10 protein-coding genes are annotated in these 11,764 nt (G+C 63.6%); 1 reads left to right on the top strand and 9 read right to left on the bottom strand.

The window, feature by feature from the left end:
* Nucleotides 1-235: 235 nt before the first annotated feature.
* From QH276_RS06705 to QH276_RS06665, 9 genes are all read right to left on the bottom strand, one after another.
* Entirely contained in the window at nucleotides 236-1,108 is an 873-nt protein-coding gene (locus QH276_RS06705) for an alpha/beta fold hydrolase (RefSeq protein WP_280400045.1), read from the bottom strand.
* A complete protein-coding gene (locus QH276_RS06700; RefSeq protein WP_280400046.1) occupies nucleotides 1,086-2,933 on the bottom strand; it encodes an FAD-dependent oxidoreductase in 1,848 nt (615 codons plus the stop codon). Before QH276_RS06700 ends, QH276_RS06705 begins: the two co-directional genes overlap by 23 nt.
* A 16-nt stretch (nucleotides 2,934-2,949) precedes the next feature.
* Nucleotides 2,950-4,305 carry an MFS transporter gene (locus QH276_RS06695; RefSeq protein ID WP_432278669.1) on the bottom strand — a complete coding sequence of 452 codons (1,356 nt, stop codon included), beginning with the start codon at nucleotides 4,303-4,305 and terminating at the stop codon, nucleotides 2,950-2,952.
* A 444-nt stretch (nucleotides 4,306-4,749) separates the two neighbouring features.
* Nucleotides 4,750-5,892, bottom strand: coding sequence for a CapA family protein (locus QH276_RS06690; protein ID WP_280400048.1), 1,143 nt, complete (start codon nucleotides 5,890-5,892; stop codon nucleotides 4,750-4,752).
* Nucleotides 5,893-6,016: 124 nt separating this feature from the next.
* Complete coding sequence (locus QH276_RS06685) at nucleotides 6,017-6,850, bottom strand: ABC transporter substrate-binding protein (protein ID WP_280400049.1); 834 nt, start codon at nucleotides 6,848-6,850, stop codon at nucleotides 6,017-6,019.
* A 113-nt stretch (nucleotides 6,851-6,963) separates the two neighbouring features.
* A complete protein-coding gene (locus QH276_RS06680; protein ID WP_280400050.1) occupies nucleotides 6,964-7,770 on the bottom strand; it encodes an ABC transporter ATP-binding protein in 807 nt (268 codons plus the stop codon).
* Nucleotides 7,763-8,572, bottom strand: coding sequence for an ABC transporter permease (locus tag QH276_RS06675; protein WP_280400051.1), 810 nt, complete (start codon nucleotides 8,570-8,572; stop codon nucleotides 7,763-7,765). Before QH276_RS06675 ends, QH276_RS06680 begins: the two co-directional genes overlap by 8 nt.
* Entirely contained in the window at nucleotides 8,569-9,258 is a 690-nt protein-coding gene (locus QH276_RS06670) for an ABC transporter permease (protein ID WP_280400052.1), read from the bottom strand. The genes QH276_RS06675 and QH276_RS06670 overlap by 4 nt, the downstream gene beginning before the upstream one ends.
* 149 nt (nucleotides 9,259-9,407) lie before the next feature.
* Complete coding sequence (locus QH276_RS06665) at nucleotides 9,408-10,601, bottom strand: cytochrome P450 (protein WP_280400053.1); 1,194 nt, start codon at nucleotides 10,599-10,601, stop codon at nucleotides 9,408-9,410.
* Between the two features lie 87 nt (nucleotides 10,602-10,688).
* Here QH276_RS06665 and QH276_RS06660 point away from each other — a divergent pair, with 87 nt between their 5' ends.
* Entirely contained in the window at nucleotides 10,689-11,669 is a 981-nt protein-coding gene (locus QH276_RS06660) for a PaaX family transcriptional regulator (protein ID WP_280400054.1), read from the top strand.
* The last annotated feature ends 95 nt before the right edge of the window (nucleotides 11,670-11,764 follow it).

The raw sequence follows: 11,764 nt of genomic DNA, 5'->3' as shown, positions 1-11,764 counted from the left end.
GACCGTAAATGACACGGCTGTGGGGGGGGTGGGGGGCCGGCCGCCGCGGACCCCCCCCCCCCCCCGGGCGGCCCCCCCCGAACCCCACCGGGGGCCTCGCCCCCAGACCCCCCCCCCCCCCCGCCGGGGGGGGGGGCGGGTTATGGGGGTAAGCACTCTGTGGTGTTTCTGGGGTGGATTCCGGGGGGGGGGGGTGGTGTCCGGCGCGTGGGCACGCACACCCCCCACAGCCGTGTCATTTACGGTCGAGGAGGAAATCCAGGTGCAGTTTGTTGAAGGTTCCGGCATCTTCGTACTGCGGCCAATGTCCGCAGTTCTCCATGATTGCCAGGCGTGCACCGGGGATGTGCGAGGCGATTCGTTTGGCTTCGTCGACCGGTCCGGAGGGGTCCTTGGTCGTCCACAACACCATCGCCGGCGCGGTGATCCCTTCGAGCGTGGCGTCGGTGATCATATTGCGGGCACGGGTTTCCGGATCCTGCAAAGCCATGTTCATCCGGCACGCCTCGAGCCAGTCGGGCTGCTGGAAGATCGCCTGGCGGGTTTTGATCAGATCGTCGGTGACCATGGCCGGGTCGGCCATCAGCCATTCCAGGCGCGCCTTGACGCGTTCCCAGCTCGGATCTTTCGCCGCCTCCATCGACAAGGTGTAGAGGCGCTCCATCACCTTCGGGTTGGCCATCGTGCCACCCATGGTGTTCAGCACGATCCGCTCCACTTTCTCCGGGTGGTCGTGTGCGAATTGGGCAGTGACCCAACCGCCGAGGGACTCACCGGAGAAAGAGGCTTTGTCGACTCCGATCGCGTCCATGAAATGGAGAACATGGTCGATATAGTGCTTGATCTCGAGGGGATGGTCCGGTTTGCTGCTGTAGCCGTGGCCGATGAAATCTATCGCCCATACCGAGAAATGCTCTGCGTGCACAGCGAGATTGCGGACGTAAGCTTCGGCGTGGCCGGTGATGCCGTGCAGGAGGATCAGTGCGGGCTTGGAAGTATCTCCCGAGTGCAAGTACCGGGTTCGGTACGGGCCGGCCTGGAGGAAGCCTTGGCTGAACTCGACCTGGGCCAGATCGGACCAAACGCTAGTGAACGGTTGCGTGCTCATTTTCTGCTCCTTGCTCATGGAAAACGGATGCTTCCGCGGCGGAAGCCTGGGCATCCTCGGCATCGAGCGCTCGGTCGAGGATCGAGGACAGCGCGTTGCGCAGCTGCCCGGTCGCGTTGTGCTCGTCCCAGGTGGCAGCGCCTTGACGCCATGCGACATAACCATCGGGACGCACGAGGACAGCACCGGCCTCGTGTACCTCACGGACCTGAGCCCACGTGCAGTAGGGGTCCTCGGTGCCTTTCGCGCCTACGACGACCACATCGAGGAACGGCAGCTTCATAGAGTCCGCCGCGGCCGTCCAGGCGGTGCCTGCGAGCCCGGTGACCAGGGTGAATCTTCCCTTGCCGGTGATATCGAGGGTGGAAATCCGTCGACCCTGCTCATCGACCAGCCAGGCGTGCGGGATTTTCGCGCCCGGACGGGTGCTCGGCTGTAGATAGAGTTCACGGTCGCGTAGCCACTGCTCATCTCCGGCGTCGGGATCAGGGATCACGGCCTGCGAGGAGTAACGCTGGTTGAGTTCGACGCCTTGGGCGTTGAACTCGTAATTCTTCAGCTGCACCGCCTCGACCAGCGCCTTCCGTACCTCGACACCGGCCGGGCCGGGATCGCGGAGTTTGGCCAGCCCCGCCGCGACCGGGTCGGCCTGGCCTTCGGTGCGGAAGCAGGCATTGAGCGGACCGTAATCGACTCGGGACTGGTTGGCGCGAGCGACGATCTGCTCACCTACAGGCTGACGTTCGGGAGAGTAGGACTCGAGCAGGCCCGGTCCGGCGTAGCCCTTGATGACGTAGGCGAGTTTCCAGGCGAGGTTGAACGAATCCTGGATCGAGGTGTTCGATCCGAGACCGCTACTCGGTGGATGGCGGTGCACCGCATCTCCGGCGCAGAACACCCGACCTGACGAATAGGTCTTGGCGCAGGCCTGATTGACATGCCAGGTGGAGGTGGACCGGATCTCGATCTCCAGCTCCGGATCACCGACAAGGGTTCGAATCTTGGCGATGACGTACTCCGGGTCGAAATCGGGTTCGCCGTCATCCATGTTGTAGCCCCACCCCGCGATCCAGGTGTCCCAGGGACGGATCGCGCGCAGCAGCCCCATCCCGATCTCACCGAAATTCGCGCTGGGGGTCATGATCCAATGCAGGATGCTTGGCCGGTGCTCCACGTACTTGCTGAGATCTGCCTTGAACAGGACGTATGCTGTTGCGGCCCGGCCCATCCGACCCTCGATCTCGAGCCCGATCTCGTCGGCTATCGCGGAGCGTGCGCCGTCTGCGCCGATGAGGTATTTGGCGCGGACGCTGTACTCGCGGCCGGTCAGCAGATCCCGCAGGGTGGCGGTGATGCCACTGTCGTCCTGGACATGGGAGAGGTATTCGGTGTTGAAAGCCGATGTCGCTCCGCGTTCGGTCGCGTTCTTGAACAACACGGGCTCCATGTAGAGCTGCGGTATGTCGAGTAGTCCGCAGGGGCTGCCCTTGATGTAGTCGCCGATACGATCGTCGCCGGTGCCCCATGTGCGCACCCGGGCGATTTCGTCGCCGGCCAGGCTGGTGGTGAACAGCGTGTCACCCATCAATTCCCAGGGGGTGGCGTACTTCGCGGCTTCCTCTTCCACGCCCAGATCACGCAGTACCTCGACAGTCCGCTGATTGGTGATGTGGGCTCGCGGAGTGTTCGCCAGCCAGTTCCACCGGTTCACCAGGTGAACCTTGACGCCATAGGTGGCCAGTGCAAGCGCTGCGGCGGACCCGGCGGGGCCGGTGCCGACGACCAGAACATCGGTCTCGAAGGTGGGGGTCTCGTGGTCGGTCATATCGGTAATCACTTCACTAGTCGAGGGTTTGCAGATCAGTGGCTGTGTGCGCCAGGGGCGAGTCAGGGGGCGCTGTGCTTGCGGACGGAACCGCTACCGAAGAAGCCGTCTGATCCCGGATCAGCTGGCCTGCCGCGCCTTTTCGGCCCCAACCGCCCGGCAACAGGACGACGGAGATAATCGAAATGGCCGACACAACCATCAGATAAACAACGATGGCGTCGCTGGACTGTGTCGACGAGTAGAGAGCTGCGGCGATCGTCGGTGCGAACGCGGAGCCGGCGAGCTGGGACAGAGTGTAGCCGGTCGAGACGCCGCTGTAGCGGACGTCCGCGTCGAAGACCATCGTGAACAGAGATCCGGTCACGCCCGCGGCAGGCGCCATCGCGATGCCGAAGATCAGCACTTGGGCCAGCATGAACAGCCACGGGTTGCCGGTGTTGATCAATACGAACGCCGGCCCGATGAGCACGCCCATCAGCACGGCGCCGAGCAGGTACATGGTCTTGCGGCCGAAGGTATCGGAGAGCGATCCGAATACCGGATAAAGAACCACCGCGAGAAGGCCCGCCACGAAGACGCCAGCCAGGGCGGACGTGCGATCGATACCTGCGACGCTGGTGCCGTAAGAGACGAGGTAGGCCATGCAGATGTAGGCGAACACGCCCTGGGACAGGTAGGTGCCCGCGACCAGCAGGATCTCTTTCCAATGCTTACGAAACGCCTCGGCGATCGGCATCCGCACAACGGCGCTGGTCTCCTTGACGGCCGCGAAGTCCGGGCTTTCGGCGAGCGACAGGCGGATGAACAGGCCGATGATGATCAGGACCGCGCTGAACAAGAACGGCAGTCGCCAACCCCAGGAGAGGAACTGCTCGTCCGGTAGCTGGGATACGGCGAAGAACGCCAGCGTGGCGATACTGGTGCCGGCTGGTGCGCCCATTTGGGAGAAAGATCCGAAGAATCCTTTTCGTGCGTTGGGTGCATGTTCGACTGCCATCAAGGTCGCGCCGCCCCATTCGCCGCCGACGGCGAAACCCTGCACCATGCGCAGTACGGTCAACAGGATCGGTGCGGCGGCCCCGATGGTGGCGTAGGTCGGCAACAAACCCATCAGCATCGTTGCCACGCCCATCCCGACCAGCGAGAAGACGAGCATCTGCTTGCGGCCGAGCCGGTCTCCGAAGTGCCCGAATACGATGCCGCCGAGTGGGCGGGCGATGAACCCGACGCCGAAGGTGGCAAACGAAAGCAGGACCCCGATCGCGGGCGATGCGTCGGGGAAGAACAGCTCCGGAAACACCAGCGCAGCGGCTGTGCCGTAGATGAAGAAGTCGTAGTACTCGACTGTGGTACCGATGAAACTGGCCATCGCCACCCGCAACGGGCTCGTGCGTGCCGTCGAGCCGGCGTTTTTGATGCTCACGGCAGGATCGCTCCGATCCGCTCGCCGGTCGACCCGATAAACGTCAGGGCCGATGAGGAGGAGACGGTCATCACGGCCGCTCCTTTCTGCTGGGACTGCTACGTCGCAGTCACTGGAATGCTAGTCGTCTAGTAGTTAAGCTAGCGCGGCCAGTCGAGTGATGCAAGTCTCTTCCGGAGGGTCGGCGGCGCTGGGTCACTCTGCCGCGGTGCGTCGGGCCCGCCTGAATATGCCCGGAATATGGGTGTCGGGCGGAGGTGGCCGACATCAAATGCTCCTACAACACCCCGGAATATACTTCGCTGGAAAATTAGGCTGGCACGGGAGGGTCCTGGCGAGGGTCACGACGCTCGACCGCCTCGTTTGCCGGGCCGGTAGCAACCGGATCGATTAGAGGAAACGCCACTGGGATCCGTCCCACCAGAGGTTCGTGTCGAGTCCGGCTTCGGCCGAGATCTCCTGGACATATGTCCCGACTTTTCTGCCGAGCTCGTCATCGCCGTAGATCTTCGTGACACTGTCGGCCTCGATATGAGCCGGGATGAAACCCGCCGAGTGCACCCCGGCGCGACCGGCGGCGATCTGCGCCACCATCGTCATGCGCGACTCGGTCGAGAAGGGGTAGTTCGTCACGGTGCCGTCCGGCACGTTCTGGGCCAGGATGGGGGAGCGGCGCGGTGGAGTCCGCTTCTTGCCGGAAGGTTTCTGGGGGTCACCGTCGTCGGGGTACGCGGTGATGAAGTGATTGACCCCATGAAAAATGGGTCTGCCGTGATAGACCTCGACGCCGCGCAACATGTGCGAGTGGTGGCCGATGATGACATCGGCCCCGGCATCGATCGCCGCGTGGCAGAGCGGTCGCTCATAGGCGGCGAGTTCCGCTCGCGTGATGATCATGCCTTTGTGTATTGCCACGCAGACCACGTCGACCTGCGATTTGAGGGTGCGAATGTCGTGCTCCATCTCGCGTAGCGAGTCGGGGTCGACGAACGTGTAGGCAGTGCCGTGGCTGCCGGGCGACGACAGTTCGAGCTGGTAATGGGTCAGGACGCGGATCGGGGCCCCGCCCGCCTTACTGAGCGTGGCCCACGATTCTCGCGGCCCCACCGAGTTGTAGCTGAGGAACCCCAGCCGGACGCCCGCGCGGTCGACGATCACCGGACGGCGAGCTTCGTCGATAGTCAAACCGGCGCCGACGGTGACCATACCGCTCCTCTCGGCGGCGTCGATCGTGTCGATGATTCCGTAGGGTCCCTGGTCGAAGGTGTGGTTATGCGCGAGGGTGAGAACGTCGAACCCCGCAGTGGCCAGCTGACCGATGTTCTCGGGAGGACATCCTGGGGCCGGGAGTTCCGAGGAGCAGACCCAGCCCCGGTTGGTGTGCGGCCATTCGAGGTGGCCGACCGCGAGGTCGGCGTGGTTCAGAACCTTCGAGATGTCGGTGAGGTGCGGGCGGACATCGTCGAGGCCGAGAATGAGATCCCCGACGAAGACCACCGACACCGCCGCCCGGTCGTGTACCTGGGTGTTCATCGCTCTCCATTTCCTGGGTAGTGGGGCGCCGGGACGCTCGCATTGTTCGAACACGGCGCCGGCCGTTTGCCGGTGAAGGATGAGATGCCAGCCGAAGATTTGAGATTTCCCCTTCTCCTCCGCGCTACCAGGCCACCGCGGCGGCGGCATCCGCCGGGTCGGTGAGGAGTCCGTACTGCATCATGAGGTCGGGAACGCGCTGGACTTCGGCGTGGCTCAGGTCGGCGACGTAGTCCGGTACGGCCACCCGTGAGGCCTGCTCCTCGTCGAGGCCGGTGTAGGTGGGGAGTACTTTTCGGACTTTCTGTTCGTTGCTGTTGGCAAGATCCACCGCTTCGGCGAGTGCCTGCTGGAAAGCGTCGCGCGTTCCAGCATGCTGATCGAGCCACCGCTCGGATGCGGCAATCGCTGCACTCGGCAGATCGTGGGTGACGCCGGTGAATGCATCGTGGATACGCACCAGGCCGGCGTCCTCGGCTTGCAAGGTCAAAGGCGAGTTCACGAAGATGAAGTCAACCTGCCCCGAGGTGGCTGCGGAGATCAGGTTGGGGAGCGGGACCTGTACTTTCTCGATATCGCCGGGTGAAAGATTCACCTCGTCCAGTGCGGCGGCAGTTGCCAGCTCGGCCACCGAACCCGATCCCACGATCCCGAAGCGCTTGCCTTTCACCTGCGACAGATTCGTGATTCCGCTGTCAGACGCGGCGTAGAGGCCTGCCTCCTCGGACGAGGAGATGCTGATCGGTGTCGCTACCGCGAGCGGCAGATTGTTGGCACGGCCGGAGAATAGCGTAACCAGATTCACGATGCCGAGATCGGCTGAGCGGGATTGGAGCGCAGCCGCCACGGCCGAGCCGCCTTGCCCTACCGATAGTTCGACGTCGAGGCCGTGCTCGGCGAAAATACCTTCTTGTTCGGCAAGGTAGAGCGGTGCGGCATCCACCACGGGGTTGACCATGACGCGTATCTTGCCGGGGCCCCCGGGGGTTTCGGGGCCGCCTCCCGAGCATCCGGACAAGGCGAGAACTGCGGCAGCCAGAATGCCTACAGTCGTCATGATGGGGCGATATGTCATCGCGAAGCACCTTCTTTGGTCTTCTCTGCCAGGATCAGTTGATGTACTCGTGAGCGGGACGTGAGGAACTCGGGCCGGGATTTGGTTGTCATCTGGTCCCTCGGATAGGGGAGGTCGATCGATAGTTCTTCCAGCACAGACGACGGCCGGCGGGACATCACCAGGACGTGATCGGACAGGAAGACGCTTTCGTCGATATCGTGAGTCACCGAGACCACGCTCATGTCCCGGGATTCACGAATACGCAGAGTCAAGTCCTCCAGCTCGGCGCGGGTCTGCGCATCGACAGAGGCGAAAGGCTCATCCATGAACAGCAGCCGCGGTTCCGTGATCAGCGCGCGGGCGATCGCGACGCGCTGCTGCATACCACCCGACATCTGCCACGGGTATTTCTTTGCCATATCCTGCAATCCGACCAAGTCGAGTGCATCCATGGCGAGCGTGCTGCAGTCGCGGCGTGAAAGTTTCGAGTTCTTCAGTGGAAAAACGACGTTCGCAAGCGCAGTCAACCAGGGATAGAGTGATCGGCTGTAGTCCTGAAAGACGACGCTGATTCCTTTAGGGACACCGGAAATTCGCTGTCCGTCGAAATGAATGTCACCCGAGGTCGGTGTCAGCAGGCCGGTGAGGCACCGGAGTAGTGTCGTCTTGCCGGCGCCGGATGGTCCGACTATGGCCATGGCGTCCCCGGCGTGTAGCGCGAACGATACGTCGTCGATGACGTGCAGGGCGCCCGCGCCCTTGCCGAATGTGTGCGAGAGCTTGCGGACATCGAGAATGGGCTCGGGGTCGTGGCTATTCACTGACAGATCTCCACTTCTTGTGCCATCCGAGCAGGAGATCTTCCGCCAGAATGATGAGCGCATTGAGCAAGAGGCCACAGACGGCCAGAACGGACAGAGTGGCCCAGAGGCCTGGAACGTCGAAGGTCGACTGGTAACGGGCGGCGAGCGCCCCCAAGCCACCGCTACCACCCAGCATCTCGGCGGCCACGGTCATGATCAGTGACAGGGATAATGCAACCCGAAGACCGGCGAAGATGTTCGGCATGGTGGCGGGGAGCAGGACCGACCACAGCCGGGTTGCCCGGGACTGACGTGCGACTCGGTAGACGTCGACGTACCGAGGTTCGATCCGGGATACTGCCGCGGCGGTGTTCAGCAGGATCGGCCAGACACAGCCCACGGTAACCACCGCGATACGCATATCCGTGCCCAGGCCCATGATCGTGATGAATATGGGAATCAACGCCACGCCGGGGATGCTGCGCAGTAGTAGGAAAGGGAGAGTGGAAATCTCGTCGATGGCCCGGACCGAACCGACGAGCACACCGACCCCGATACCGACTACGGCCGCTATCAGCCACGCCAGTCCCGCAGTGAGGAAGGTCTGCCCGATCGCCGTCAGCCCGCCGTCGGAGAGGGCGGCGCGCGTGGCTGTCCCGCCGAGCCATTCTTCGTGCAACCGCTCGACGATCTGTTGCGGCGTGGGGAGGAAGAACAGGTCGGCGTGCTCGGCATAGGCCTGCCAGGTCGCGAGCACCGCTACGATGACCACGGCGGCACCGACTGCACCCGGCAGCGCGCGAACGATGCGGGTATTCACGGGTTTCTCCTTGTGGCCCACGGTGTGAGAGATCGCGCGATCACATCGCAGGCCGACCCGAGCGCGATGCCGAGTAGGCCGGCGACCAAGGCGGTACACCACAGCACGCCCATATCGCCCATACTGGTCGCGGTGATGAGAACGCCACCCATTCCACGCTGGGCGGTCGATAGATATTCGGCGGCGATCACGATGACAAGGGTCAGTGGGACCGCGGTCCGGACGCCGGTGAGCACCGACGGCAGGAGCGAGGGCAGCACGACCCTGACGAGCCGGCTCAGGCGTGAACAGCCCATTGCCCGGGCGGCGTCCAGTGCCACCGTGTCGACGTCTCGCACGCCGTAGGAGGTGTTGAACAGAATGGGCCACCAGGATCCGAAGGCCGCGATGGCGACTTCCATGGTCACACCTTGTCCCAGCATAAGAATGGCAACCGGGATCAAGGCGAGTGCGGGGATCGGTCGAATGACCTCCAGCGGCGCGCCGAGTGCGGTCGCCAGGAACCGGCTCGATCCCATGACCAGCCCGAAAATCACTCCGCCGACCAGTGCCAGCGCCACCGCGACTGCCACCGAGAGGACGGTTTCACCGACGGCGCCGGCGAATCGGTCACCTGCGACGAGTTCGAGTGAACCCGCCGCCAGCTCTATGAGGCCCGGGACGCCCCAGGAATCCTTGCCCCACACCGACGCGGCCTGAACGAGCGCCGCCAGTAGGCCGAGGCCTACGAGCGCCAGTGTAATCCGGCGCGTCCGCCCGGGGATTTCACGCTTCGAGTCAGTCCGAATGCGGCTTCGGGCGCTGCCGGTGGGCACGGTCACAACATTCATCGCTGCTACTGAGCCGGTACGACGGCCAAAGGTGTCGAGGACGGACCGAACTCCAGCCAGTCGGCCATTTTGACCTCGCCGGCCAGCTCGAACGAGTCGGTCTTGGAGAGCAATGCATCGACGGCGACCTTGAGTTCCAGGCGGGCAAGGGATGCGGCCGGGCATCGATGCGGACCGCGCCCGAATGCGATGTGCCTGTTCGGCATTCGATCCATATCGAACTCGTGCGGGCGCTCGAACACATCTTCGTCGCGGTTCGCCGAGGGGAAGATCATGGTGATGGGTTCCCCCGCGGCTATCTTGCGGCCACGAATCTCGACATCGTGCTTGGCTGTCCGGGCGAAGACGCGATAGGGGGCGTACAGCCGGAGGAACTCCTCCAAGGCGTCGGGAATGCGGTCGGGGGTCGAGCGTAACCGATTCTGCAACTCCAGATCCCGGGCCAGATGCGTGGCGATGCTGCCGAGCACTGCGCCCGGCGCGGCTTGGGAGGCCGAGAGGAACTGACGAATACTGGCCACCACCATGTCCTCGGGAATGGCTTCGCCACGTTCCCCTGCGAGCAGGAGTGCCGAGACGAGGTCCTCATCGGGATCTTGCAGGTCCTCTCGGCGAACCGCGACAATTTCCTTGGCGATGTCGTAGAGGCGGTCGCTCGCCTCGACGATCCGCGGCTTGTCCATAGCCGTCTGAGCGCGGTAGTACTGCACCTGGACCTCACGCGAGCGCATCATCATCTCCATCGGGAGTTTGAGGATGAGCCCGAACGCACGGGCCGCGAAGTACTCCGCGAAGTCGAGCGTGAAGTCGAACTGTCCGCGCGCGATCAGTGGATCGAGTAGTTCGTCGGCGTATTGCCGTAGCTGCGGCTCCAGCAGGCCCGTGCGGCTCTTGCGGAATACCTGAGTGACCGGATTTCGGTAGGTTTCGTGCTCGGGGGGATCGAAGTGCAGGGGCGGTCGCTTGCCACGGTTGCGTGTCGCGGGAGGGACGACGTTCTTGTCGGCGGTGCTGAAGGTCTGGTACTCCGTTTGCACCCGCACGATGTCCTCGTACTTGAACAGCGCCCAGAATCCGCCGAACGCTTCGCTGCGCGCTACCGGGCACTGCTTTCGCAGCTCCTCGTAGTAGACGTGCGAATTGTCGAACGTCTCTTTGTAGTGAGGGTTGAACTCACTGACGGCTTCGGACTGAGTCACTGTGCCTCCCAGATCTTTTGCGGTCCACGGTCGTGAGGCGACCGCCGAAGGGCGCGTGATGCGCTTCACAGAAGGATCACATATAGCGTGACGAACGTCAACCGCTATGTGATTAATGGGGTGGTGGGCCTGGACTGGAGAAGCGAAAGGCACCCTGTAAAGATGAACCGCATGGAGGCGATGAACGGATCGCAGCAGTTGCTGATGTCGATCCTCGGCAGCTACTTCATGGGGGTGAACTCCGTGATCCCCTCGAGCTTCTTCGTATCGGCCCTGGGGGACTTCGATCTCAGTGAGACGGCGACCAGGAATGCCGTGAGCCGTGCAGCGAGACAGGGATTTCTGGTGCCGTCACGGCACGGTCGCCAGACCTTCTACGCGCTGTCCGCCACCGCCCACGAGCGGCATCAATACCGTTTGAAGCAGATTGTCGACTACGGTCGTGAATCGCCTTCCTGGGACGGCCAGTGGACAATCGTCACCTTCTCGGTCGAGGAAGCTCAACGCAACCTTCGGCACCAGCTCCGCCAGCATCTGCGTCAGCTCGGATTCGGGCTGCTGCACGACGGTGTCTGGGTGGTACCGCGTGCGGTCGATCAGGGCGCGCTGTCGCATCTGCTCGCCATCGGAGTTCCGAGGCTGACAGTCTTCAGCGGACCGATGAAAACAGGAGGATCTCCTGCCGGCGATCCCATGACGGCGTTCGCGGTGGAGGAGATGCGAGCGAAGCTCGAGGTGTTCAGTAAGCGAGCGGCCGAGATCGTGGACGCGCTGGAAAACGACTCGATCCCGCCGACGATCGCGCTGCGGTTGCGGGTCGAGATACTTCGCGACTGGCGTGTCCTGGGCGACAGCGACCCGAAGTTGCCCGGAGAATTGTTGGGTGAGGATTGGCCGCTACGCACTGCCCGAGGCTTGTTCGAGAGGGTGTACGACGAACTCGCTCCCGCGGCGGAAGAACGCCTTCGTCGCCATTTGAGCAACTGTGCGCCTGAACTGGTGGACTCGATCGGTTCTCTGAGTACCGCCGAGGTTGCCGCACTGGAGCTGGCGGACTCGGTGACGTAGGGATCCCCCCCCCCGTGGGCGGGGGGGGGGTGGCGAGCGAGCTCGGAAAAACCCCCGGCCGGACGGGGCCCCCGCGCAGACCGCCGGCCCCGGGG

Origin of the sequence: Nocardia carnea, assembly GCF_029869215.1 — a bacterium.
GTDB lineage: Bacteria > Actinomycetota > Actinomycetes > Mycobacteriales > Mycobacteriaceae > Nocardia > Nocardia carnea_B.
This window is presented reverse-complemented; position numbering and strand designations above follow the sequence as displayed.

Excerpts from the sequence above, each read along its gene's own strand:
- QH276_RS06705 (WP_280400045.1), bottom strand. The coding sequence starts at position 1,108 with ATGAGCACGCAACCGTTCACTAGCGTTTGGTCCGATCTGGCCCAGGTC.
- QH276_RS06700 (WP_280400046.1), bottom strand. The coding sequence starts at position 2,933 with ATGACCGACCACGAGACCCCCACCTTCGAGACCGATGTTCTGGTCGTC.
- QH276_RS06695 (WP_432278669.1), bottom strand. The coding sequence starts at position 4,305 with ATGGCCAGTTTCATCGGTACCACAGTCGAGTACTACGACTTCTTCATC.
- QH276_RS06690 (WP_280400048.1), bottom strand. The coding sequence starts at position 5,892 with ATGAACACCCAGGTACACGACCGGGCGGCGGTGTCGGTGGTCTTCGTC.
- QH276_RS06685 (WP_280400049.1), bottom strand. The coding sequence starts at position 6,850 with ATGGTCAACCCCGTGGTGGATGCCGCACCGCTCTACCTTGCCGAACAA.